The sequence below is a fragment of the Arthrobacter sp. JDC6 genome (genome assembly GCF_056484025.1).
Window position 1 is genome coordinate 2,527,378 of record NZ_CM151278.1, and the last position, 24,977, is coordinate 2,552,354.

General features: G+C 63.0%; 22 protein-coding genes and 1 pseudogene. 13 read left to right on the forward strand and 10 right to left on the reverse strand.

The window, feature by feature from the left end:
- The first annotated feature begins 55 nt into the window (after positions 1–55).
- From ACV095_RS11755 to ACV095_RS11790, 8 genes are all read left to right on the forward strand, one after another.
- Positions 56–907: a PaaX family transcriptional regulator gene (locus ACV095_RS11755; RefSeq protein WP_457949775.1), complete on the forward strand. Its 852-nt coding sequence runs from the start codon at positions 56–58 to the stop codon at positions 905–907.
- A gap of 88 nt (positions 908–995) precedes the next feature.
- A complete protein-coding gene (locus ACV095_RS11760) occupies positions 996–2,570 on the forward strand; it encodes an FAD-dependent monooxygenase (RefSeq protein WP_478221925.1) in 1,575 nt (524 codons plus the stop codon).
- Positions 2,563–4,599: an acetate--CoA ligase family protein gene (locus ACV095_RS11765; protein WP_478223450.1), complete on the forward strand. Its 2,037-nt coding sequence runs from the start codon at positions 2,563–2,565 to the stop codon at positions 4,597–4,599. Before ACV095_RS11760 ends, ACV095_RS11765 begins: the two co-directional genes overlap by 8 nt.
- On the forward strand, positions 4,596–6,269 hold the full coding sequence (locus tag ACV095_RS11770) for a (2,3-dihydroxybenzoyl)adenylate synthase (protein WP_457949772.1): 1,674 nt from the start codon (positions 4,596–4,598) through the stop codon (positions 6,267–6,269). Before ACV095_RS11765 ends, ACV095_RS11770 begins: the two co-directional genes overlap by 4 nt.
- A gap of 9 nt (positions 6,270–6,278) precedes the next feature.
- Positions 6,279–7,400 carry a cupin domain-containing protein gene (locus ACV095_RS11775; protein ID WP_478221926.1) on the forward strand — a complete coding sequence of 374 codons (1,122 nt, stop codon included), beginning with the start codon at positions 6,279–6,281 and terminating at the stop codon, positions 7,398–7,400.
- Entirely contained in the window at positions 7,400–8,224 is an 825-nt protein-coding gene (locus tag ACV095_RS11780) for a fumarylacetoacetate hydrolase family protein (protein WP_478221927.1), read from the forward strand. Before ACV095_RS11775 ends, ACV095_RS11780 begins: the two co-directional genes overlap by 1 nt.
- Positions 8,224–8,973: a maleylpyruvate isomerase family mycothiol-dependent enzyme gene (locus ACV095_RS11785; RefSeq protein WP_478221928.1), complete on the forward strand. Its 750-nt coding sequence runs from the start codon at positions 8,224–8,226 to the stop codon at positions 8,971–8,973. Before ACV095_RS11780 ends, ACV095_RS11785 begins: the two co-directional genes overlap by 1 nt.
- A gap of 26 nt (positions 8,974–8,999) precedes the next feature.
- Entirely contained in the window at positions 9,000–9,569 is a 570-nt protein-coding gene (locus ACV095_RS11790) for an adenylate kinase (protein WP_478221929.1), read from the forward strand.
- Positions 9,570–9,645: 76 nt separating this feature from the next.
- On the opposite strand, the gene ACV095_RS11795 is transcribed toward ACV095_RS11790, so the two are convergent.
- On the reverse strand, positions 9,646–10,098 hold the full coding sequence (locus ACV095_RS11795; protein WP_478221930.1) for a DoxX family protein: 453 nt from the start codon (positions 10,096–10,098) through the stop codon (positions 9,646–9,648).
- A gap of 153 nt (positions 10,099–10,251) precedes the next feature.
- Complete coding sequence (locus tag ACV095_RS11800; RefSeq protein WP_478221931.1) at positions 10,252–10,749, reverse strand: MarR family winged helix-turn-helix transcriptional regulator; 498 nt, start codon at positions 10,747–10,749, stop codon at positions 10,252–10,254.
- A 103-nt stretch (positions 10,750–10,852) separates the two neighbouring features.
- Here ACV095_RS11800 and ACV095_RS11805 point away from each other — a divergent pair, with 103 nt between their 5' ends.
- The 4 genes and pseudogenes from ACV095_RS11805 (at position 10,853) to ACV095_RS11820 (ending at position 13,222) form a co-directional block, all read left to right on the forward strand.
- Positions 10,853–11,428 carry an NADPH-dependent F420 reductase gene (locus tag ACV095_RS11805; protein WP_331322391.1) on the forward strand — a complete coding sequence of 192 codons (576 nt, stop codon included), beginning with the start codon at positions 10,853–10,855 and terminating at the stop codon, positions 11,426–11,428.
- Positions 11,429–11,539: 111 nt separating this feature from the next.
- On the forward strand, positions 11,540–12,064 hold the full coding sequence (locus ACV095_RS11810) for a VOC family protein (RefSeq protein WP_255175285.1): 525 nt from the start codon (positions 11,540–11,542) through the stop codon (positions 12,062–12,064).
- Positions 12,061–12,474 (forward strand): annotated as a pseudogene (locus ACV095_RS11815) (alpha/beta hydrolase); the annotation flags it as partial. The gene ACV095_RS11810 and the pseudogene ACV095_RS11815, both read left to right, overlap by 4 nt.
- Before the next feature lie 40 nt (positions 12,475–12,514).
- Entirely contained in the window at positions 12,515–13,222 is a 708-nt protein-coding gene (locus ACV095_RS11820; protein ID WP_478221932.1) for a luciferase domain-containing protein, read from the forward strand.
- Positions 13,223–13,267: 45 nt separating this feature from the next.
- Here ACV095_RS11820 and ACV095_RS11825 read toward each other — a convergent pair whose 3' ends face one another.
- The 7 genes from ACV095_RS11825 to ACV095_RS11855 all read right to left on the reverse strand — a co-directional run bounded on the left by ACV095_RS11825 (position 13,268) and on the right by ACV095_RS11855 (position 23,229).
- A complete protein-coding gene (locus ACV095_RS11825) occupies positions 13,268–14,434 on the reverse strand; it encodes a serine hydrolase domain-containing protein (RefSeq protein WP_478221933.1) in 1,167 nt (388 codons plus the stop codon).
- A gap of 24 nt (positions 14,435–14,458) precedes the next feature.
- On the reverse strand, positions 14,459–15,445 hold the full coding sequence (locus ACV095_RS11830; protein WP_478221934.1) for an alpha/beta hydrolase: 987 nt from the start codon (positions 15,443–15,445) through the stop codon (positions 14,459–14,461).
- A gap of 29 nt (positions 15,446–15,474) precedes the next feature.
- Positions 15,475–17,955, reverse strand: a complete 2,481-nt coding sequence (locus ACV095_RS11835) for a beta-glucosidase (protein ID WP_478221935.1) — start codon at positions 17,953–17,955, stop codon at positions 15,475–15,477.
- A 44-nt stretch (positions 17,956–17,999) separates the two neighbouring features.
- Positions 18,000–18,860, reverse strand: coding sequence for an ATP-binding cassette domain-containing protein (locus ACV095_RS11840; protein WP_478221936.1), 861 nt, complete (start codon positions 18,858–18,860; stop codon positions 18,000–18,002).
- Entirely contained in the window at positions 18,857–20,704 is a 1,848-nt protein-coding gene (locus ACV095_RS11845; protein WP_478221937.1) for a dipeptide/oligopeptide/nickel ABC transporter permease/ATP-binding protein, read from the reverse strand. The genes ACV095_RS11840 and ACV095_RS11845 overlap by 4 nt, the downstream gene beginning before the upstream one ends.
- Positions 20,701–21,642, reverse strand: coding sequence for an ABC transporter permease (locus ACV095_RS11850; RefSeq protein ID WP_478221938.1), 942 nt, complete (start codon positions 21,640–21,642; stop codon positions 20,701–20,703). Before ACV095_RS11850 ends, ACV095_RS11845 begins: the two co-directional genes overlap by 4 nt.
- A 69-nt stretch (positions 21,643–21,711) precedes the next feature.
- On the reverse strand, positions 21,712–23,229 hold the full coding sequence (locus ACV095_RS11855; protein WP_478221939.1) for an ABC transporter substrate-binding protein: 1,518 nt from the start codon (positions 23,227–23,229) through the stop codon (positions 21,712–21,714).
- Between the two features lie 182 nt (positions 23,230–23,411).
- Here ACV095_RS11855 and ACV095_RS11860 point away from each other — a divergent pair, with 182 nt between their 5' ends.
- Positions 23,412–24,050 carry a TetR/AcrR family transcriptional regulator gene (locus tag ACV095_RS11860; protein WP_331322381.1) on the forward strand — a complete coding sequence of 213 codons (639 nt, stop codon included), beginning with the start codon at positions 23,412–23,414 and terminating at the stop codon, positions 24,048–24,050.
- A 43-nt stretch (positions 24,051–24,093) separates the two neighbouring features.
- On the opposite strand, the gene ACV095_RS11865 is transcribed toward ACV095_RS11860, so the two are convergent.
- Complete coding sequence (locus ACV095_RS11865; protein ID WP_478221940.1) at positions 24,094–24,903, reverse strand: alpha/beta fold hydrolase; 810 nt, start codon at positions 24,901–24,903, stop codon at positions 24,094–24,096.
- Between the last annotated feature and the right edge of the window lie 74 nt (positions 24,904–24,977).

Here is a 24,977-nt window from a genome sequence, read left to right on the forward strand (position 1 = left end):
TTGCACATTGGCTCGAGCCGCCCGAACAGCGCGGCGCTTAGATATGGAGGGTTCCGTGCAGTGGAAACCCAGAGCACTGATCCTGGACCTTTTCGGGGATTACCTACGGTATGCAGGGAGTGAGGTAAAGCTTGCTGACATCACGGCGTTACTGGCAGTTTTCGACATCGAGCCTGCGACCGTGCGGGTCAACCTTTCCCGCCTGCGGAAGGAAGGCTGGTTCACCACCCGGCGCGTAGGCAGGGAGACCGTCTATGCACTCACGCCCCACATGCTCGACATCCTCGATGAGGGGCGCGAGCGGATCTTCCGCCGCCGGGATGACAGCTGGAATGGTCGGTGGACGATGGCCATCTACCAGGTTCCTGAGTCAGACCGCTCAGTCCGGGAGCAACTGCGGAAGCAGCTCGCCTGGCATGGCTTCGGTCAGCTTTCACCTTCCACATGGCTCAGCCCTCACGACCTGATGGCCGAGGTCCGGGAAATTGCCGACGAAAACCCCTCCGCGAAAGTCGACGCCCTCTGGTGCGGAACCGGAGATCCCGCTAAAGACCGCGAGCTTGCCGCGCGCTGCTGGGACTTGGACCAGCTCGGAAGGGACTATGGGCAGTTCCTGAGGACCTACGCGTCCCTCAACGACGAGGCTGGCAATACTGCAAAAGACGGCCGCACGGCCCTTATCGACCGGATGCGCATCATCGGAGATTTTCGCCGCTTCCTCTTCCGGGACCCATACCTGCCCGCCGAGCTCCAACCCGAAAACTGGCCAAGTAGTGATGCTTACCGGCTCTTCGGAGCTGCCCACAAGCAATTGGGACCCGCCGCCACCGAATACGTTTCGCGCATACTCGGGCAGTCAGTCGGCCCCGGTCAGGAAGTCACGGAGATGGCAGCTGCTGACATGTAACAAATACTTGACGGTGCGCGTCGATTAGTTACATACTTGTTGCCGAGACCTCTCTCACCGAATTCCCAATCCTTAGAAGGTGGCATCGATGGCACTTCGCGTAGCCTGCATTGGCGGCGGTCCCGGCGGACTGTTCTTCTCAACCCTGTTCAAGCAGACCGTCCCGGACGCCGAGGTCGTACTCTTTGAACGCAACCAGGCCACCGACGCCTTCGGTTTCGGTGTGGTTTTTTCCGATGCCACGCTGAACCGCATTAACGATGCGGACCCTGTGGTTCGGGACGGACTCCGCGACTACGGCACCCACTGGGACGACATCGAAGTCTGGCTCAAAGGTGAACAGAAATCCTTCGGCGGCAACGGCATGGCCGCCATCTACCGCAAGACGCTGCTGAAGCTGATGCAGGAACGCGCCGCCGAAGTTGGTGTTGACATGCGTTTTGGCCAGTACGTTCCCGACCTGCAGAAACTGACGGACTTCGACCTCATCGTTGGTGCAGATGGCGCCAATTCATCCACTCGCGAACAATTGGGTGAGAGCCTGGGCCACACCACCGAAACAGCAACCGCCAAGTTCATCTGGTTCGGTACCACGTACAAGTTCAAAGGACTTACCTTCGTCCATCGGCAGAGCGAATTTGGCAACTTCGCTGTGCACGGTTACCCAATCAGCGAGGACCTCAGCACTTTCATTGTTGAAACGGACGAAGACACGTGGCGGAAGGCAGGCTTGGACGAATTCGATGCGAGCCAGCCTCCGGGGCCCTCGGACCTGAAGACGCAGCGATTCCTTGAAAAGCTGTTCGCCGAAGACATCGCCGGGGAGCCGCTGGTAGCCAACAACTCCCGGTGGGCCAACTTCCGGACCCGGCGGACGCGGACTTGGCACAAAGACAACGTCGTCCTTCTGGGGGATGCCGTCCACACGGCACACTTCTCCGTGGGCTCCGGCACGAAGATGGCAATGGAAGACGCCATCACCCTGGTCCGCGAAGTGGCCGCCCACCAGGATGACCTTGAGCAGGCCTTCACCAATTACGAGGCAGAACGCCAGCCTCAAGTTGCCAAGATCCAAAACCAGGCCCGCGGTGGCCTCAGCTGGTGGGAACACTTCGCCAGGTACTACAACTCCTTCGACCCCACCCAGTTCACCTTCCATTTCTTCTCCCGCAGCATCGACATCGACAAGATCCGCATGCGGGATCCGGAGCTCGTTGCCTCCGCGGAACAGGACTGGCTGGACAGGCACGGGCATGCGCCCCTTGAAACTCCGCTTCGCGCGGGAACGACGCAGTTTGCCGGCCGCTCGTTGACCCTCTCCACCGAGGGCACGGATATGGCGCTGTCCGGACCGGGCGGAAGCATCGCACTGGTTACTGATCCGGATCAGGCCAACATCAACACTGCCCTGCTGATCACCGCGCCGGAAACGGAATCCGGGCTCAACGCCGCCTTCGCGAAGTTGCCTGCAGAAGCTGCGGCTGTTGTAATCCAGGGCGGCAACGCATTCACCCGGATCCTCCTGTCAGAGGAGGCACGCCTCGGACGCGGCCTGACCAGTATCATCGTTGATGATCGGGGGCCGGTATCCAACCTAACTTTGGTGCTCTCAGGCCGTGCTGACGCCGTTGCTACGGCAAACGTGGGGGCCACCGATGCATAACCTGTCTGCCCTCTTCGCTCCCCGGGGCATCATCGTAGTCGGTGCATCGTCCAGCCCCGAGAAGCTAGGCGCTGTCATGGCGCAATCCCTCTCAAGCTACAGCGCACCCGTTGAGCTGGTGAACAGCAGGGGCGAGAACGGCATGCACACCAGCATCGCCGAGGCTGCTGCGGCGATTCCCGGCGGCCCCGATCTCGCGGTGCTCTGCGTCCCGGCCGGCGTTACGGCCCAGGCATTGCGCGACAGCGCCGCGAATGGCGCCAAAGCTGCCTTGGTGTGCGCAGGCGGTTTTGCTGAAGCAGGCGGTCCGGGTGTCGAATACTCGGTTCAGGTGGAGGACGCCGTTCGTGACACCGGCATCCGGCTGCTCGGCCCGAACACCTCGGGCTTCTTCGTGCCTGGGCGCAACCTGCGGGCCAGCTTCGTTCCAGGTGTTGCTGACCTGGAACCTGGCGCAGTGGCAGTTGTGGCCGCCAGCGGCGGCGTCAATCACGTCCTCGCGTTCCACCTGCAGCGTTCCGGTGCAGGCGTCAGCCTCGCCGTCGGTATCGGGGCGGGAACGGACATCACCGCACCCGACGTACTGGACTACCTCATCAGCGATGAGCAGACGAAGGCGGTTGCCCTTCACTTGGAAACCGTCTCCGATGGGCCTGCCCTCGTAGACGCCGTTTCCCGCCTAACCGCAGTGAAGCCCGTCGTTGCGCTTGTTGTGGGCCGGAACGATGTGTCTGAATTCGCACAGTCGCATACCGGCGCTTTGGCCACATCGTGGCGGACTACACGTTCAGTCCTCAAACAGGCCGGAGCAGTAATTGTCGACGACGAGAACCAGCTGGTCGCCGCCGTCACCGCCCTGGCTGGCAGGCGGCTTGCTCCGGCTGCCGATCCAGGAGTTGGACTCATCACCGGGCAAGCGGGTCCGGGTCTGCTGATTGCAGATGCCCTTCACGGCGCCGGCGTGTCCGTGCCACGGCTTGCCCAGCCGACTCAGGACCTCATCGGCACGCTCTTACCGCCCCTGACCTTCCAGGCCAACCCTGTCGATACGGGCCGGCCCGGGCCTGGCTACGAGAAGATTGTTGCTGCGGTCGCTGCTGACCCCGCAGTCGACGTCGTAGCCCTGTACGGGCTGACCGAACCGGTAGCCGATCTCCCCCTTTCCGTCGTGGAGTCCGGCGCTGCAGGTTCAATGCCGTTTGTAATTGGCGTGGACGGACCTGAAAGCGATCTGGAACGCGCGCGGAAATCAGCCCAGCAGCATGATGTGCCTTTGATCTCCGGACCAACGTCGCTGGCCCACGGCCTCATCGCCTTGGTTAACGATTCACGGGGACAGTTCATCCGGTCTGGAGCCGAAACCAGAAGCTTCACCTGGCCGGATATCCACGGTCCATGGGATGAGAATCGCGCAAAGGATCTGGTCGGCGCGCTTGGCATCAGGACGCCTGCACGGCGGACCTGCGCCAGCCGCGCCGCAGCGCATGAAGCCTTGTTGGAGCTCGGCAGTCCAGTAGCGGTCAAGCTGCTCGACGCCGCAGTCCTGCACAAAACCGAGATTGGCGGCGTGCATCTGGGAGTGAAATCCAGTGAAGACATGGAGCGGGCATTGGATGCCTTGGAGGCCGCCGGTGCACACGAATTCCTGATTGAATCCATGGCCCCATCCGGGATTGATTTAGTCGCAGGCGTCCGTCGGGATCCTGTCTTCGGTCCAATTGTCGTTCTTGGCCTGGGTGGCACTGCGGCCGAAGTCTACGCCGACGTTGCCATCCGTTCCGCTCCCCTGTCAGATCGTGCAGCGGAAGCTATGCCCAACGAATTGCTGGCTCGTGAGCTCCTCTACGGCTTCCGGTCCGGACCCATGCTGAATATAGCCGAACTCGCTGGCGTGTTGGTCAAGATGGGGGATGCACTTGTATCCAACGACGCAATCGCCGAGATCGAAATCAATCCCCTGCGCCTGACACACGAAGGACTCGTGGCGCTGGATGCCGTAGTGATCAATGTCGAGGAGGACATGAAATGACAAGCCATACCAGTGAGGGAACGACCCCCTGGCCGGCAGACCTTGCGGCCGAATTCCGCGCCAAGGGCTACTGGGAGGACCGCGCCCTGGGAAGCTACATTCTCGAAACGGCCGACCGCTTGCCTGACAAGGTCGCGATCGTCGATGGCGACGTCCGGCTCACCTACGCCGACCTGGCCAACCGGATGGATGCCGGCGCGGAGCGGCTTCTGCAGCTCGGCCTTCGGCCGGATGACCGTGTGATGGTCCAGTTGCCCAACGGCTGGCAATTCGCGTTGCTGACCCTGGCGTGTTTCCGTGCCGGCATCATCCCGGTAATGGCACTGCCGGCACACAGGCAGTACGAGCTCTCCTTCCTGTCGGAGCTTTCCGAATCGCGGGCCATCGCCGTCCCGGACAAGATCAAGGACTTTGACCACCAGGCGTTGGCAGAGGATCTGGTGGCTGCAATTCCATCGCTGGAGACGATTCTCGTTTCTGGTGCTGCCAATCCCATGAATGTCCGGCTTGAGGAAATCCTGGCACCTGGCAAAGATCCACAGGCTGCCCGCGCAAGACTTGATAAAAACGCACCCTCGCCTGATTCTCCTGCGTTATTCCTGCTTTCAGGTGGCACAACCGGCCTGCCAAAACTGATTACCAGGACCCACAACGACTATGCCTACAACATCAAGGCGACGTCCGTGCCGACAGGCGTCACTGAAGACACCGTCTACCTGGGGACCCTGCCAGCGAGCCATAACTTCCCGCTTGCCTGCCCCGGCATACTTGGGATCCTTTTCGCCGGCGGCCGCGTTGTTATGCTTCCCAGCCCGGAACCGCGGAAGGCTTTCGCCGCGATCGAACGGGAGAAGGTTACGCTTTCAACGGCTGTTCCGGCGGTGGCCCAACGCTGGATCGAGTATCAGGAGGAAACAGGCGGCGCCCAGCTGGCCAGCCTTGAAGTGATTCAGGTCGGCGGTTCCAGGCTCCCGGATGAGATTGCCCGAAAGGTCAAGCCAGTCCTCGGCGCAACGCTGCAGCAGGTTTTCGGGATGGCTGAAGGGCTGATCAACACAACACGATTGGATGATCCGGAAGACGTTATCTGCACTACGCAGGGCCGCCCCGTGTCCGAAGCCGACGAAATCCGAATCGTGGACGAAGCTGGGAATGACCTTCCCGACGGTGTGGCAGGGTCCATCTTGACCCGCGGTCCTTACACGCCAAGGGGCTATTACAAGGCTCCGGAAGCAAATGCCCGTGCCTTCACCCCGGACGGTTGGTATGCGAGCGGGGACATCGTGGAGCGCCGGCCTGACGGAAACCTCATTGTCCAGGGCCGCGACAAGGACATGATTAACCGCGGCGGGGAAAAGATCTCGGCTGAGGAAATCGAAAGCCTCGTTTATCGAATCGAGGACATCACCATGGCGGCGGCGGTCGCGATGCCCGATCCGGTGCTGGGAGAAAAGCTCTGTCTCTACATCACGGTGAAACCGGGCACGGAGGTAACGCTTGAACAGATCCAGCAGATGCTCCGCGAAACTGGCATCGCTGCGTTTAAGATCCCCGAACGCCTGGTGGTCGTAGACGAACTGCCGGCCACAAAGGTCGGCAAGATCAATAAGAAGGAACTCCGCGCGGATATAGCAGAACGGCTTGCCACCGCCAGCGCCAACTCAAAGTAGAGGATTGCCATGACTGAAAACATCACCCATGATTCAGTTGCTGCCAGCCACGCATTGCCGGAGCCAACTCCCGAGGAGGCTGCCCAGCTTGAGCAGCTGTACCGGGACTTCGATAAAGAGAACCTGATTCCGTTGTGGACGGAGATCGGGGACCTGATGCCGATGGTCCCGTCCCCCAAGGCGGTACCGCACGTATGGCGGTGGGATGACCTGTACCCGCTCGCCGCCCGGGCCGGGGACCTGGTGCCGGTGGGTCGCGGCGGGGAACGCCGCGCCATCGCCCTGGCCAACCCGGGCCTGGCCGGGACCCCGTACGCCACCCCCACGCTGTGGGCAGCGATCCAGTACCTGGGCGGCCGGGAAACCGCTCCTGAGCACCGGCACTCCCAGAACGCGTTCCGCTTCGTCGTCGAAGGCGAAGGCGTCTGGACCGTGGTGAACGGTGACCCCGTCAGGATGTCCCGCGGCGACTTCCTGCTCACCCCGGGCTGGAACTTCCACGGCCACCACAACGACACCGATGAGCCGATGGCGTGGATCGACGGGCTGGACATCCCGTTCGTGCACTACGCCGATGCGGGGTTCTTCGAGTTCGGCACCGAGCGCGTCACCGACGAAGCCACCCCGGACATCTCCCGTTCCGAGCGGTTGTGGGCCCACCCGGGCCTGCGCCCGCTCTCCGGACTGGAGAACACCACCAACTCCCCCATCGCCGCGTACCGGTGGAAGTACACCGACGCCGCCCTGCGCGAGCAACTCCTCCTGGAGGACGAGGGCCATCCCGCCACCGTGTCCCAGGGCCACGCAGCCATCCGGTACACCAACCCCACCACCGGCGGGGATGTCATGCCCACCATCCGCGCGGAGTTCCACCGGCTGCGGGCCGGCGCCTGGACCGAGAGCGTCCGCGAGGTGGGCTCCAGCGTCTGGCAGGTCTTCGAAGGCACCGGCACCGTGACGCTCAACGGCGAAACCAGGGTCCTGGCCAAGGGCGACCTGTTCGTGGTCCCGTCCTGGGCAGCCTGGTCCCTGCAGGCCGAATCCGAGTTTGACCTGTTCCGGTTCAGCGACGCACCCATCTTTGAGCGCCTGAACTTCAACCGCACCTACATCGAAGGACGCACCAAGTAATGAAACTCCTCACCCTCCGCACCGCTGACGGCACCAAGGCGGTCCGCCAGGACGGCGACACCCTCACCGAGATCCCGGGCTTCTCCGACGTCGGGGCCCTGCTGAAGGACCCCAACTGGGAAACCACCGCCAAGGAAGCCAAGGGCGCAACCCACGCCCTGGCCGGCGCCGATCTCGCCGCCGTCGTGCCTTCCCCCGGCAAGATCATCTGCGTGGGCCACAACTACCGCAACCACATCAAGGAAATGGGCCGTGAAGTCCCCGCGCACCCCACCCTGTTCGCCAAGTACGCCGAGTCGCTGATCGGCCCCAACGACGACCTGGCCCTGCCGCAGGAATCGGACACCGTGGACTGGGAAGCCGAACTCGCCGTCGTCATCGGCAAGGCCGGCCGCCGCATCCCCGAATCCGAAGCCGCTGAGCACATCGCCGGGTACTCCGTGCTCAACGACGTCTCCATGCGCGACTACCAGTTCCGCACCATCCAATGGCTGCAGGGCAAGACCTGGGAAAAGTCCACCCCGTTCGGGCCGGCCCTGGTCACCAAGGACGAGTTCACCGCCGGCCCGCTGATGACCTCCGCCGTGGACGGCGAAGTCCAGCAGTCCACCCCCACCTCGGACCTGGTGTTCACCCCCGAGTTCCTGGTCTCCTACATCTCCACCATCATCACCCTGAACCCGGGCGACGTGATCGCCACCGGCACCCCCGGCGGCGTAGGCCACGCCCAGGACCCCAAGCGCTACCTGCAGGAGGGCCAGGTCCTGGTCACCACCATCGAAGGCCTGGGCCAGCTGACCAACCGCGTGGTCAAGGAAGCCTGATGGTCGCCCGCCACGACCAAACCACAGACCCGCGCCTGCAGGAAGACCTCCTGCAGGCGCGGCGTGGCACCGCGTTCTTCGCCCGCAAGCTTAACGAGCTCTCCGATGCAGAGCTCGACGGCGGCACCCGCCTTCCGGGGTGGACGCGCCGGCACGTCGTAGCGCACGTGGGCTACAACGCGCGGGCCATCGCCCGGCTGGTCGAGTGGGCAGCCACCGGGGTGGAAACACCGATGTACCCGTCCGTTGAGGTCCGCAACCACGAGATCGACTTCGGCGCGACGCTGTCCCCGATCGCGCTGCGGCACCTCTTCGACCACTCCGCAGTGCACCTGAACGTCGAATGGCGCGACTTGCCCTCCGACGCCTGGCACCACAAGGTCAAGACCGCCCAGGGCCGAACCGTCCCCGCCGAAGAAACCGTCTGGATGCGCACCCGCGAAGTCTGGATGCACGCCGTGGACCTGGACAACGGAGCCAGCTTCAGCGACATCCCCGCACCGGTCCTGGAACGCCTGATCAAGGACATCACCGGCGCCTGGCACACGCGCGGCACCGACACCGGACTCCTCGTCACGGTGGACGGTACGGACCTGGCGTTTGGCGATGCGGGCACCGCTGACCCAACGATCATCACCGGGCCGCTGCCCGCCGTCGTCGAATGGGCCGCCGGCCGCGGCAACAGCGGCGTCACCGCCACCGGCCCGGGCACCACCGAAGGCACCCCCGCAGCACCGAAATGGATCTAGGACGAGGGGCTTTTGCGATGACGAGAATGCTGATTATTGGACCTCCCGGTTCCGGAAAAGGAACGCAGGCGGAGCGGATTTCAGAACGCCTTGGCGTTGTGGCCATCTCCACCGGCGACATCTTTCGTGCCAACGTGAAGGGCGAGACCCCGCTCGGCATTGAGGCGAAGAAGTACATGGACAACGGTGACTTCGTCCCGGACAGCGTGACCAACAAGATGGTCCGCGGCCGGCTGGGCGAATCCGACGTCGAAAACGGCTTCCTGCTGGACGGCTACCCGCGCACCACCGCGCAGGTGGACTACCTTGACGAGATCCTCGCCGACGGCGACGAGAAGCTCGACGTGGTGCTGCAGCTGACGGCCGACGACGAGGAATTGGTTCACCGGCTCCTGGGCCGTGCCAAGGAAACGGGCCGGAGCGACGACAACGAAGCCGTCATCCGCCACCGCCTGGACCTGTACCACGAGCAGACCGAACCCGTGGTGGCGAAGTACGCCGAGCGCGGCATACTCACCCGGGTCGACGGCGTCGGCGGCATCGACGAGGTCACCAACCGCGTGATGCAGGCCATCAATGCAGTACAGGCCATCTAGCCTTTAAGCGAAATGGCGCCGGCGTCCGCTTATGCGGGTGCCGGCGCCATTCGTCGTTTATGAGTTTTGCTGCCGCTTAGGCCAGGGCTACCAGGGTACGGTTACCGTTACGGCCAAAGAGCAAAGCGTCGACGGAGAAACGGCCTGCCCCGACGATGGCGAGGGCTGCGGCGCCGGCCGCCAGGACGAGTACGAGTTCGTAACCACCTTTGTCAGCGAAGATTCCGGCCGGGGCGTGCACCAGGAAGAGGGCGCCAAGCATGTCCAGTGCAAGGAGGATGGCCACGGGACGAACCAGCACGCCGACAATGATGGCGGCGCCCCCAAGGAGTTCCAGGAAGCCGATCGCCGGAGCAACCAGCTGCGCGGCCGGTACCCCCATCTGTGCGAACGCTGCCTGGGTGCCGGGGATGGTGTAGTCGAAGATCTTCTGCCAGCCATGGGCGAAGAAGATAACGCCCACAACGAGGCGCAGGACTGTGCGGGCGATGTTGGACTGGGTGGCAGCGGGCTGAATCGGAGAAGTCATGGTGCGGTCCTCTTTTCTCGCCTTCTAAAGCCTGCAGTAGCGGTCTTCAAAAGGAATAAGTTGATGTTTCAAGTAATAGCCTATGGCACATTACTTGTCGCGTCAACTATTTTCACGGGGCCCACTTGGGCGCCGCCCCTCCTATAGCCAAACTCACTCAGGTCCGTCATGCCGGCGGTACAGAGGGGCCATCGCCGCGTCAGGGTCGAGCTTCCCCAATAGGGCATCGGCAATCCCCCGCAACTGACCGAGCTGCTCCGGCGTGAGTGCGTCGATGACGTTCCGCCGGACGTTTTCCACATGCCCGGGCGCGGTCTCGGCAATTTTGCGCTGCCCCCCGTCGGTGAGGCGGGCGTTGGTTGCACGCCGATCCTCGGGGCACGGAAAGCGCCCCACCAGGCCGCGTGCTTCAAGACGCTTTACTACGTGGGACAGGCGCGCCAGCGTGGCGCTCGTCTGCGCTGCCAGATCTGTCATCCTCAGCGTCTGCCGCGGAGCTTCCGAAAGCATGGCGAGCACGTAGTACTCGAAGTTCGTCAGATCCGCGTCGCGGCGGAGCTGGGAGTCAAGCGCATTCGGCAGCAGTTCGACCACCGTATACAGCCGCACCCAGGCGGCCAATTCATCCCTTGTAAGCCATTGTGTCTCCATGCCTTCATTCTTCCCCAAATTGGTTGTTGCAACAACTAACTTCGGGCGCTACTATTTAGTTGAAGCCTCAACCAATAGGGGCCTGCACACAAAGGAGACCGTTATGACTGCAGTAAGCATCCTCGGACAAGGCAACATGGGCTCGGCTATCGCCGGCATCGCAGAGAAGGGCGGCAATACCGTCCAGGTCCTCGGCAGCGGGGACACCGACAAGACCATTACCGGAGAGATTGTCGTTCTGGCTGTTCCCTACCCGGCCGTGCAGGAGATCCTGGCCCAGCGTGCCGAGCAGCTCGCCGGCAAGATCATCGTCGACATCACGAATCCGCTGAACTTCGAAACCTTCGACTCCCTGACCGTGCCGGCCGATTCCTCAGCCACCGCCCAGATCCAGGCCGCGCTTCCCAACTCCAGCGTAGTGAAGGCGTTCAACACCACCTTCGCGGCCACCTTGGCCTCGGGCGAAATCGCCGGGCAGCCCACTACAGTGCTGATCGCCGGGGACGATGCGGACGCGAAGACCCGGCTCGCAGGGCTCATCTCCGCCGCCGGGCTGCGCGCCATCGACGCCGGATCGCTGCGCCGGGCACGGGAGCTGGAGGCAACGGGCTTCCTGCAGATCGCCCTTGCCGCCGGTGAAAAGATCGCTTGGACCGGCGGCTTCGCCGTCAAGGCCTAACAGGCAGTCAACCCGACTCCGCACCACCGTACTTTCCGGGAACCGGCCGGCTAATAGGCCGGCTCCCGGACCACGGGCGCGGCTTCCGTACCGAGAAAGAACCACCTTCCGATGCCAGTCTCACCCGTCCGGCTGAACCATGCCGTACTCTTCGTCACCGACCTTGCCAGGGCCGAACGCTTTTATACCCAGCTCTTCGGAATGGAAGTCGTCGCCCGCGAACCGCGCGCCAACGCGTCCTTCCTGAGGCTTCCGCGCTCCGGTAACCACCACGACCTCGGCCTCTTCGGGGTAGGCGATACCGCGCCGCCCAAGGTGCGTGGCGCCGTCGGGCTCTACCACCTTGCCTGGCAGCTGGACACCATCGAAGAGCTGGCGGAAGCCCGAAGGACCTTGGAAGAAGCCGGCGCGTACACAGGTCAATCCAGCCACGGGGCTACGAAAAGCGTCTACGGGGCGGATCCGGACGGCAACGAGTTCGAACTTATGTGGATGCTTCCCCGCCAGCATTGGGGCGAGTACGCGAACACCGCGCCCGTTGAGCCGCTGGAGCTCGACGACGAACTGCGCAGATGGTCCGGTGTACCCACCGCTGGCCGAATCACCGAAACTAATCCTGATGAGGACAACCAATGAATAACGCCTTCGACGAACCCACGGTTGTCTGGCACACCCCTGACACCACCGACCGTCCCCTGGTGGTGCTGCTGCATGGACGCGGCGCGGACGAGACCGGCATCATCGGTTTGGCCGGACACCTGCCAGCGGGCCCGTCGTACGCCGCTGTCCGCGCACCGATTCCGGCCGGAGGCGGCTACGCCTGGTTTGCCAACCGTGGAATCGGCCGTCCGGTGGCGGAGTCCCTCAATCAGACGATGGCTTGGTTCCGCAAGTGGCTCGATAATGTCGCACCTCCGGGTCGCCAGGTAATAGTCGTCGGCTTCAGCGGCGGCGCAGCATTTGCCGGAGGACTGCTCCTGTCCGATCCACAGCGTTTCGCAGGCGCTGCCATCCTCTACGGAACATTACCGTTCGACGCCGGCGTCCCCACTTCACCTGCCCGCCTGGCCGGGGTGCCGGTCTTCGTTGCCCAAGGCGAAGCGGACTGTCATCCCCCGCGAGCTCCTCGACCGAACGTGGACCTACCTGCTCGGTGGTTCCGGCGCACCCAGCTACGCCCGCCGCGATCCCGGCGGCCACGGCCTCACCAATGCCACCGTTGCGGAGCTTGGCGGCTGGATCGCGGAGCGTTTGCACTTCCTCGCCTCCCGCGGCACTCTGCCGTCCGACAATGGCACCTGGAGCGCATTTCCCGACGGCGCGCTCCCGGTTCGTTCCGGCGCTCGCCCCGATGTTTCCTGGTCGATACCGCAGGAGCAGCGCTCCGACAATAGCCCGCGCCACGTCCGGGAGCGGCTCCTGGACCGTGTCCTCGCCTTGCCCGGGGTAACTGCACGCCAGTCAGCCATCTCCGTGCCCGGTGCATCCGGGTTCATGGTCGAACGCGACGCACGGGCGCCGCTTGACGCATTCCTCGTTCCACAGGCCGGAGAGTTTGCGCACCTCCACCCCGAGTACGATGGATCACTGCATACGGCCCTGCCTCCGGCTCTTGCCCGCGATGCCATAGCCAAAGGTTGGGGCGTGGCTCATCCCCTGGCCGGGATCCGGCTTGCCCGGGGAATGGTCATGATCTATGGACCACGGAACGACGCTGAGCTTGATGTCGTCACCGGAATCCTGCAGACAAGCCACGCCTACGCCACGCTCCCCGCAGGCAGCGGGAACGCCTGACATTCCGCGGAGCCATGGCCAGAGACGGCCATGGCTCCCTTGCGCCTAGCTCTGGCGGACAGCAGCCATCACGGTTTGCGAGAGGTGGATCGCCCTCGCATCCGCGCCGCCCGGCAGTTGCATCTGGAGCGGGATATAGCCAAAGCTGATGCCGTACAGCGGGTCAGCGTACCCGAGCGCCCCACCGGCACCATCATGGCCAAACGCCTGGTAGCTGCCAAAATCAGAGCCTGGGTGGGGCTTCATGAAAACAACACCGAACGACGCCGGGAAATTCAGGACCCTGTCCACTCCCCACACCTGCTGCTGCCCCATTGCCGCAACAGTATCGGAGTCTACGAGGGCATCCCCCGTCAGGCCAATGGCTGCTGCGTAAACCTGCGCCAGCCCCCTTGCCGATCCGATACCGCCAACTGCGGCAGGGCCAGCCGCCCGCACTTCGCGGCGATTGGGTGAGTAGGGACCCAGGTTTGGCGGTACAAGGCTGTTGACACCGTTGAACATCAGGGCGCCAAGACCATCCGGCGATATCTGGCTTGCGGACATGATTTCAAGCTGTTCGGCCGTAGGTTGCGCGGGACGTACTGCTTCGAACCGATCCTCTTCTGATTCCGGCAGGCCGAGCCAAAAGTCAATGTCACGGGGTGCGCGGACGGTGTTCTCGTAGAGTTCCTGCAGGGTCAGGCCCGTAATCCGCCGCACCAGTTCCTCGATGAAGGATCCGATGGTCAGACCGTGATAACCGAAGCTTGATCCCGGGCGCCAGTACGGCCGTTGCGCCGCGAGTTTGCGGGCCGCGCGGCGGGAGTCCAGTATGTCCGCGGTTTCCAGTCCCGCGTCCACGTTGATGAGTCCAGCCTGGTGCGACAAGAGCTCGCGGACAAGGACCCGTTCTTTTCCGTTAGCGCCAAATTCCGGCCAATAGTGAACCACCGTTTGATCAAGGTCCAGCTGCCCTGAGCTGACCAGGGTCGCCAGGGCTATTGCGGCGACGCCTTTTGTCGCCGAGAACGTTCCCGTCAACGTGTCGCGTTCCAGGCCGTCTCCTCCGACCAGATCAACCACGAGGTGGTCTTTCCAGTACACGGCCAGCTGGGCGCTGTAGTTGGGGTCCTCGGCGAGATAGGCATCAAACTGGGCCCGTACGTCCTCGAACCCGGGAGCGACGGTGCCTGTGGACTGGCTTTTGGCAGGAGCCGTGACGGCTGACATATGGTTCGGACCTTTCCTTGGAAACTAGTGGGGGGCCGGCGACTGGCTGTCCGGTGCTGCCGTCCCGGCGGCACCGCGGAGCCAGGCGAGCATTTGCTCAACGGAGTGCTGGGCTGGTCCTGTGTGTGGATGGTCCAGGTGTCCGTGCATGCTGTCCGGTTCCATCTCCATGCGGACTGGTACTCCTGCCGCTTCCAGTTGAGCTGCGAAGAGTTCCCCTGAGGCGCGCAGCGTGTCAGATTCGGAATTGATGATGTAGACGGGGGGAAAACCCTTGACGTCGCCCTCCCCGGCGAACGCATGCGGGTCCTTGAACGTGTCCTCACTGCCAGCGAAATTCAGGTTGATGTCCCGGATGAAGTCCGGCCCGAAGGCAAGGTCAGCGGGAACGCCGGCCATCTTCCCGCGAAGGTCCTCGTTGAGCGGGGGAAGCTCGGCGTGGACGAGGGGGTATGCGAGCAGCAAGGAAGCAGGCATCTGCCCGGATTCGTCCCTTAGCCGTCCCGTCAGCGCGGCAGTCAGCGCGGCGCCGGCGCTTGCCCCGCCAAGGTGAAGGTCTCCCACAGTCCGCAACCCCAGAGATTCAAGATTCTCACTTGCCCAGCGCCAACCGGCGAGTATGTCGTTTGACGGGGCCGGATACTTCACGCCGTGAAGGGCCTTGCGATAGTCAAGTGACAGCACTGAAATTCCGTGCGAGGCAAGGTAGAGGCTGACCCAGTGCGCCTCGGGCATGTCCAGGTCGCCGGCAATGAAGGCTCCACCGTGGACCCAGACGAGGCCAGCCAGGGCTTCGCCGGGAGAACGGTACAGGCGTCCGGGGACCCGGCCCTCGGGGGTAGGGACATCAATGTCGACTGTAGATACAGCGGCCAACTCCGGATAGATGGACACAAGTGACTGGTGGTCTGTGTCAGTTCTGGGGTCCGGGAAGGGCCCGTTCAGCTCCAGGCTGCGGATCAGCTGGCCGGCCATTGATGTACTCGGGATTTGCGTGCCTGTATCTGCCATGTCTTTGTCGTTCCTTTTCTTGAGCGGCCCTAGTCCTGGACAAGTTCCAGCGTTGCCTGCAGCGGGAGTTCGTTGACGGAGCTGCCGATGCGGAGGGTGTACATGCCCGGCTCGTAGGTCCAGCCGTTGTCCCAGTAAGCAAGGAGCCGGGTGGGGACGTCCACACTGGCTGTAACGGTTTCGCCGGCTTCTGCCCATACAGGAACGGCGGCGACAAGCCATCGGATAGGGCGGTCGACGGCGGAGTCTGGCCTTTCCGCGTATACCTGCACGACGTTCTTGCCGGCGCGGGCGCCGCTATTCGTAAGTGTGATGGTGACTGGAAGAGCTGTATCCGCCGTGGCTGTGGCCGGGGCATCCACGGAATCCAGGTTCCAGTGCGTGTAGCCAAGTCCGTACCCGAATTCGTATGCCGGCGTCCTTTCGGCCTTGAGCCAGGCACGGTAGCCGATGTGGATTCCTTCGTCGTAGGTGAGGGTCCCGTCGGCCTCGGGCGTGACATTGATGACGGGCACGTCCTCCTGGCGTGCGGGCCATGTGGTGGGCAGTCGGCCGCCGGGTTCGGCTTCCCCCGTCAGGATGTCGGCAAGTGCATGGCCGAACTCTTGACCGCCGAAGTAGCCGATCAAGATCGCCGCTACTTCGTCGCGCCAAGGCATCAGGACAGGCGAACCGGAGTTCACGATGACGACAGTGCGGGGGTTGGCAGCCGCCACGGCGTGGACCAAACGGTCCTGCGTGCCGGGGAGTTCGAGGGAGGAACGGTCGTATCCCTCGGACTCAACGCGGGAATTGGTGCCCACTACGACGACCGCAACGTCGGCAGCGCGCGCAGCTTCCACCGCTGCGGTAATGAGGCCGTCGGGGTCCGCATTGTCGGCTTCGGTACCAATCGTGATTCCGAGCGTGTTCGATAGTGCCCCTGCCGTCTTGCTGGTGAGTTCTACCCGTACGTTGAGTGGGGTGCCCTCGACCACGTCCACCGGAACCGAGGCTGCTGGCGGCGCGAGCAATGCGGCCCCCAGGTCCGTTCCAACAGCTTCAACCGTGGCGTCATGGACAAGTACGCCATTCACGAAAATACGGCCATGCCCCACGCTGGAGAAGCCGAGCCGAATGGTGCCGGTCTCGTGCGGTGTGTAGATGGTGTGGAACTGAACCGTCGATGCTGTCGAGATGGGTGCGTCTCCTCCGAACCAGACCAGCGCTGTAGAGCGTCGGTCCTCGGTGAAGAGCTCGTGACCGTTGGCGTCCAAAAAGCGAACTCTGATGCCGGGGGCTCCGGTGACCGGATTGGTGATTTGTTCCAGGGGGAATTCCGCGATCCCTTCCTGCACTACCGCTCCCACTGTGTAACTGACATTGTCTGGACCGAAAGCAGCGCGGATCCCGTCCAGGGGCGTGACTATTCTTTCGGGAACCACCGTGGCGGAGCCGCCGCCCTGTGTGCGGGCGTAGCGTGCGTTGTGTCCGATGACCGAAACCTTTCGGACCGCGGTTGGATCCAGTGGAAGCAGGCCGTCGTTTTTCACCATCACGGTACCCGCAATAGAGGCTTCCCGGGCGAACGCGACAAGGTCCTCCCGGTCCGCGGGTTCGGGCCGGACGGCCTCGAAGCCTTCCAGGGCACCCACCCGGGCGGCGAGCTGCAGAATCCGCAACACCTTCCGCTCGATCGCGGATTCCGGAATCCGGCCGGCTTTCACCGCCGCGACGAGGGCTTCACCCCAGGGGCCATCCGGCCCCGGCATAACGAGGTCCTGGGAAGCGGCGGCACTGTCGATGCTGCGGACTGCAGTCCAGTCGCTGATGACCACGCCGTCGAAACCCCATTCGCTGTTCAAGGGGGTTTCCAGAAGGTCGTTTTCGGTCGCGGTGATGCCGTTAATGGAGTTGTACGCACTCATCACCAGCCACGCTTTCGATTCAACGATGGCCTTTTCGAATGCGAGAAGATAAAGCTCCCGCAGTGGCCGGTCCCCCACCTTGACATCGACGGTGAACCTGTCAGTTTCAGAATCGTTGGCCACGTAGTGCTTGGGGGTGGCGCCCACACCATTGCGCTGCACACCTGACACGTAGGCGGCCGCCAGCTCGGCTGTCAGCACCGGGTCTTCACTGAATGCTTCGAAGTGCCTTCCCCCCAGCGGGGAACGGTGCAGGTTGATCGTCGGCCCCAGGACCACGTCCACTCCCTTGCGCCGGGCTTCAACAGCCGACGCCGCCCCAAGCCGGTCGGCGATGGCCCGATCCCACGAGGAGCTGATGGCGGCAGCTGATGGAAAGTTCATGGACGGCTCACGCTCGTCCCAGACTTCACCGCGGACGCCCGTCGGACCGTCTGAGAAGAGCATGCGCCGCAGCCCGATCTTTTCGAGTGGCCAGGTAGTCCAGAAATCACGTCCCGTCAGCAGTTGGATCTTTTCCGCAAGTGTCAGTTCAGCCATCAGGGACTTCAGTCGTGCGTCGGTGCTGTGGTCGGTTTTTGCTGCGTCGGTGAGGAGTTCCATGGTGGCTTTCTTGGCTGTTCTTGCGTTGATGTTCTTGCTGTTTTTCAGGCTACGCCGGCCTGGAGGTCCTGCTGGTGCTGGAGTTCCAGGAGGCGTACTCTGACGGCCCGGTGTTTGGCCTGCCGGTCGGGATCGGGAATCGGAGCGGCCATGAACAGCCGCTGCGTGTAGGGGTGTTCAGGTGCTCCGGTGACCTGATCGCCGTCGCCCCATTCGACGATCTCGCCGTGGTACATCACGGCAACGCGGTGGCTGAGGTGCCGCACCACGGCGAGGTCGTGGGAGACGAAGAGGTAGGCGACACCGGTGCGTTCCTGGATCTCGATGAAGAGTTCCATGACGCGGGCCTGCGTGGAGAGGTCCAGGGCGGACACGGGCTCGTCGCAGACGATGAGCTTTGGATCCAGGGCGAGGGCCCTGGCGATGGCGACGCGCTGGCGCTGTCCGCCGGAGAATTCCCGCGGCAGCCGGTGCGCGGCGCCGTGCGGCAGCCGGACCTGGTCCAGCAGTTCGGCCACGCGCTGGTTGGCCGCCTTGCGGTCCACTTTGCGGACGGTGAGCGGTTCGGTGAGGATCTGCTCGATGGTCATGGAGGGGTTCAGCGATGTGTACGGGTCCTGGAAAACCACTTGGATTTCGTTGCTGAGTTCCTTGCGCTGGGCGCGGGTGGCCTGGGAGATCTCCTCGCCGCGGTATTTGATGCTGCCGCCGGTGACGGGCGCCAGCCCCAGCACGGCGCGGCCCAAGGTGGTCTTGCCCGAGCCGGACTCCCCTACGAGGCCCACAGTCTCACCCGGCCGGATGTCAAGGGAAACGCCCTTGAGCGCCTTAAACGGTTCCTTCCGGAAGCCCTTGAGCGGATATTCGACGACGACGTCCTTGACGTCGAGCAGGGTGCCGGTCATGACGTCACTCCTTTCAATTCCTGGGGCTTGGCTAACTGCGGTGTGCCGGTGGCCGGGATGTACTGCCCGCGGGGGGCGGTGTCTTCGAGGATCGCGTCTAGCAGCTGGCGGGTGTACGGGTGCTGGGCATCGTTGAAGATTGCCCGGACAGGACCGGTTTCCACGACGCGGCCGGTCTGCATCACGGAGACGCGGTCGCAGAGGTCGGCAACCACCCCGAAGTTGTGGGTCACCAGGATGACGCCCATGTTCAGTTCATCCTGGAGCTCGCGAAGCAGGTTCAGCACTTCGGCCTGCACCGTGACGTCCAGGGCGGTGGTGGGTTCGTCGGCGATCAGCAGGTCCGGATTGCAGGACACGGCGCCGGCGATCAGGACGCGCTGGGCCATGCCGCCGGAGATCTGGTGCGGGTAGGAGTTGAAGGTCCGTTCCGGGTTGGGGATGCCCACCTTCGCCAGCAGCACCAGGGCACGTTTGCGGGCTTCAGCCTTGGAGATGCCCAAGCACACCCGCATGGGTTCCATTAACTGGCTGCCGATGGTGAACGCGCCGTCCAGGTTGGACATGGGTTCCTGCGGGATGTACGCGATGCGCTTCCCGCGGACCTTGGTCATCTCCTTCTCGGAGAGGTGCGCCAGATCCTTGCCCTCAAAGAAAATGGAACCACCTGTGATGCGCCCGTCCTGGGGCAGGAGCCGGAGGATGGAGAACGCAGTCTGTGTCTTGCCGGAACCAGATTCGCCGACCAGGCCGTGCACCTCACCGCGCCGGACTGTCAGGCCCACGTGGTTCACCACGTGGGTGGTGGACCCGTCGGGCTGGTCGTAGCCGACTCCGAGGTCCGTGACTTCCAGCAGCAATTCGCCCGTGTCTGTGCCCGGCTCTTCGGGATGGACGACGGCGGCGTCCCCGCGCTTCCCGGCGGCACCTTCGGCGTCGGCTGCTGCAGCCGCTGCCGCGGCCTTGCGGCCCTTCTTCACCGGACCGCTGCTGCGCTCCAGCTCATCGCGCATGGCGTTGGCCAGCAACGTCAGGGCGATGCAGACAAGACCGATGACCAGGGCCGGCCACAGCACCAGCGCGGGTGCTTTGAAGATGTTGATGAAGCCGTCATTGAGCATGCTGCCCCAAGTGGGGATGCTCCGATCGCCCAGCCCCAGGAATTCCAGTCCGGCCTGGATGGCGATGGCGATGCCGAGAACCATGGCTGACTGGATGATGACCGGTGCCCGGACCACGCTGAGGATGTGGCGGCCGATGATCCTGAAGTCGCTTAAGCCGGAAACCCGTGCCGCATCCACATAAAGTTCGTTGCGGACTGCAGTAACGGACGCATAGACAAGCCGGAAGAAAGCCGGCGACAGCAGCACACCGAAGATCATCATGGACAACCACATGGAGGGGCCAACTACTGCGCGGGCCGCCAGCAGGACCACCATGCCCGGCAGGGCCATCAACAGTCCGGTGAGCCATGAGGAGACCGCATCGAACCAGCCGCCGTAGTATCCGGCGATGAGCCCAGCTGTGACGCCGATGACCAGCGCCACGGCGAGAGCCACCACGGCGCCGGCGAGGCTGAACTGGCCGGCGAAGAGCAGGCGGCTGAAGACATCGCGTCCGGCGCTGTCGGCCCCCAGTAGATGCCCGGATCCGGCCTTGGCCAGCACATCCTTGAGGGTGGCCTCGTTGGGATCGTGCGTTGCCAGCACTGGGGCCAGGAGGGAGGCCAGTGCCACCAGGAACAGGACAAGCAGCGATGCCGCACCTATCGGGTGTGTTACGAGCTTGCGGAAGAGGGAAATCTTGGCTGCCGTGACGGGCAGTGCGGGAGGAGCGTCGATCATGACAGCCGAACTTTCGGATTGAGCCAGCCTTGGGCCAGGTCGATGATGAGGTTGACGATCACCACGATGGCAGCGGTTGCAAGCACGACTCCCATCACGACCGGGATGTCACCCTGGCCGGTGGCGGCGACGGTGATCTGCCCGAGGCCGGGCAGGGCAAAGATCTGTTCCACGATGACGGCGCCCCCCAGCAGTCCAATGAACTGAACGGCAAGTACAGCCAAGGCCGGTCCGCCCGCGTTGCGCAGCACGTGCTTATAGACAACGCGGTTGAAAGACAATCCGCGGGCGCGCAGCGTGCGAACGTAGTCCTTGCGGAGCGCATCAATCAGTGAACCGCGGATCTGCTGCACCACGGCGGCGATGCATCCGATGGAGAGGGCGATGATCGGCAAGGTGACCGTCGCCGCCCAGCCGCCAAACGACGTCGTAATGGGTACATACCCCGTGGCCTTGAACCACTTGAGGTTGAGCGCGAACAGGGAGACCAGACCCAGCGCGATCAGGAACCCGGGGATAGCGAAGCCAAGGACGCCCACGAACTGGACCACGCGGTCGATCCAGCCCCGGCGCACTGCTGCCCAAACAGCCACGACTACCGAGATACCGGCAGCGACGATGGTGGCGCCGAGGACGAGGGAAAGCGTGACCCAAACCCTGCTGCTGACACCGGTGCTCACGAGCTGGCCATTGAACCAGGAGCGGCCGAGGTCGCCCGTGACGGCGCGGGTGATCCAGTCCCAGTACTGGACAACGAGGGGACGATCGAGACCCAGTTGGCTTGCCTTCATGGCAACCTGGGCGTCCGTGGCGGTGGGACCCACGATACGGCGGGCGATGTCTCCGCTGCCTGCGTACAGCAATAGGTAAGCCACAGTGGTGATGACGAACAGCAGGAGAACACCGGCAATTAAGCGCCGAAGCACGAATCGGTACATTTGAAAATCCTTTGAAAAGGTTCCTGAGGTTGCCGGACCGGGCAATGTCGCCGGTCCGGCAACCGTTCGCTACGAAGCGGGCGTAAAGGACCAGATGTAGGGGTAAACGTTGCCCGTCTGAAGCTCGACCTTGGTCTTTGCGTCAGTTACGAAACTGTTCTGTGGGCGGTACCACGGGGCAAACCACGCCTGCTCCACGATGTACTTGTTCAGTTCCTTCGCGGCCGATTTCTGCTCGTCCGCCGCACCCAGGTGGATCTTGTTGATCAAGCCGTCAACCGTCGGGTCCTCATACTTGTAGGGATTCCACGCTGAATTCGGGGCAATCTTCATGTTGATGAGCTGCCAGTCCGACTGTTGCTCCAGGATCATGTAGCTCGCGGCGTACTTTGCTGCCAGGAGATCGGCAATGAAGTTGTTGCCGGCGTCGACCGTCTCCACTGTGACTCCCACTTCCTTGAGCTGCTGGGTGATCAAGGTGAAGATTGAGCTGTTGACGAGCGGTGTGGACGGCATTTGCAGCGTGAAGCCGTTCGCGTAGCCCGCGTCGGCCAGAAGCTTTTTGGCCTTGGCAGGGTCATAGGCATAGCGGGAGTCCAGGGAAGCGTCGTAAGCGTCCGAGGACGGCGGGAAGACCTGGGTCGTGGTTGTTCCGCGGCCTTGGTTGACAGCATCCAGCAGCGCCTTTGTGTCGAAGGCGTAGTTCAACGCCTGCCGGACCCGGACGTCCTTGAGGGCGGCGTTGGTCTTGCCGGCGCGGTCGAACAAGATCAGTCCAGTCCAGTTGCCCTCGAAGGTGTTGTTCTCGTAGCCCGCCGCTTCGGCCTCCTGGATCATCGAAATGTCAATGAGGGAACCGTTGAGCGTTCCGGCCTTGACGGCATTGAGGAGTGACGTCTGTTCCGGGTAGACGTTCAGCACCATGTTGTCGTAATGGACCAGGCCTTTGTTCCAGTAGTCAGGATTGCTCTTGTACGAGTATGAGGTCCCGGTGACTGTGGCTGCGGTATCCAGGATGTAGGGGCCGGATCCGACAGGTTTGGTGGCGATGTCCGCGTTCCCGAATGATGCCGGGCTCTGCATGAACGATGCATCCTTGGACAGGTAGCCGAGGAATGCGGGGTCTGGGGCCGAGAGGGTCAGTTCCAGGGTCGTGCTGTCCACAGCAGTGGCTGTCTTGAGTGCTGCCAGGAACTGGGCGTCTGCCGACGTTCCGGCTTTGAATCGCTCCAGGTTTTGTTTTGCTGCGTCCGCATTGAAGGGGGTGCCGTCGGTGAATTTGACGTCGTCGCGGAGCTTCAGGGTCAGGACGGTTTTGTCGTCGTTGTACTTCCACTCGGTTGCCAGCATGGGTACCAGCTTTCCGCCCGGTTCCATGCGGAGCAGGGTGTCGTACACGGCCTGGTAGAAAGGCGAAACGTTAGCAAAGTCGGAGTCGGCAGCAGCAAAAGATTTCGGCGCCATGAGGGTGCCCAGCGTCAGCGTTTGCGAGGAGTGCTCCGCAGTGCTTTCCCCACCTCCACCGCAGCCGGTGAGGCTCAGGGCAACGGCGGCAGCAAGTGCGGCCATGCGTGTAGGTCGGAACATCACTGGTCCCTTTCGCGGTCAGTGGCGTCCACCATGGACAGCCATTGAAAGAGACCTTAACACGAAAACAGACCATGCGGTATGTTTTCACTGCAGTTTTCCAAATCTTGCTAAATGTGACGCGCCGCACAGACATTGATGCCGCCCCGGCGTGCCTGGTCCAAGGTTGTTAGAGTTTCAAGATGACTGAAACAGCGACCACTGCCGCCGCACGTGAACCGCGGCGCGGCCGGCCGCGCGGAACCTACGCCAAGACGGAAGCACGCCGTCAAGAAATCCTGACGGCTGCCTTCGAGGTCTTTTCGGCTTCCGGCTTTCGGGCAGGGTCGGTCCAGGACATTGCTGACAAAATCGGCCTCACCAAGACCGGTCTCCTCCACCATTTCCACAGCAAAGAGGCCCTGCTTGAGGCTGTCCTCACCCTTCGTGATGAAGATTCGTGGGCGGCTGCCGGAATCGTCACCGACAACGGCATGGAAACGCTGAATGGCATCGTACGGCTGATGCAGTACAACACGTCCGTTCCTGGGTTGGTGTCGCTCTACTGCGTGTTGTCTGCCGAGGCAACAGACCCGGAGCATCCCGCCCACGAATACTTTCAGCGACGTTACAAATGGGCGCTGGGAGTTTGCGGACAGGCATTTTCCGATTTGGACCGGCGGGGTAAGTTGCGGCACGGGCTATCACCCACCGCAGCCGCACGGCAACTGGTGGCACTCATGGACGGGCTGCAGGTGCAGTGGTTGCTGGACAACAACTCTGTGGACATGGCCGGTGAGTTAAAGAACTTCCTGGGTTCCATCACTACCGAAGAGTTTTAGTGCCCCCGGCAGGAACGTATTCCTGCCGGGGAACCACACCGTTTTACAGGGCTGCCCTCAAGAAGGTGAGCAGCTCGCGGTTGAACTCTTCCGGCTCGTTCCAATGGGGGCAGTGGCCGCTGTTTTCGAAAACGGAGAGGGAAGACTTGGGCATGGTATCTGCCAGCCACTGCATGCCTTCAAGCGGGAAAGACGGCGAGAAGCGGCCCGTGGCTACCCAGGACGGAACATTCACGGTCGGTGCAACGTCCCGCCAGTCTGCAGTGAAGTGATCCACCAGGAGCGGAAGTACGGCGCCATCGGGAAATTGCGTGAGGCCGCCTACCTCGGAAAAGAGTTGCGCCACGTGGGGCGGCGCTGGAGGCTCAAGTGCCGGATTGCCCCATTGAAAGCGCCCGTTAACGGAATCCCACACGTTGGACCATTCGACAGATCTGACGCCCCATGCCCAGGACTCGTCGTTGACGATTTTTGGCGACTGATCGATTGCTACGAACGCGCGAACGCGGTCCGTTCCGTACAGGTCGAAATATGCGAGACAGACGGAGACGCCCAAGGAATGCCCAACGAGGGCTACCTCGCCAAGCTCCAGATGCTCGAGCAATTCCCCCACGTCCTTGCCCAGACGGGAGACACGTTGACCGCTGCCCGAGAAGTCTGAGCGGCCGTGGAACCTAAGGTCGAGCGCAATGGTCCTGTAGCCTGCGGCGACCAAAGCCTGGCGCTGGAAGGCCCAGTGTGCGGCCTGGCAGGTGAATCCGTGAACGAGTAACACCGCCGGACCGGAGCCGAAGTCATCGTAAACCAGTTGTGCGCCGTCTGTGGTACGAAAGGACCTTGTTTGACCAGTCATTGCTGCCTCCTTGGGCAATCGGTCGAAATTGATGAGGTTGTAGCTCTAAAAAAGAGACTCCAAAGGCCGGGCTG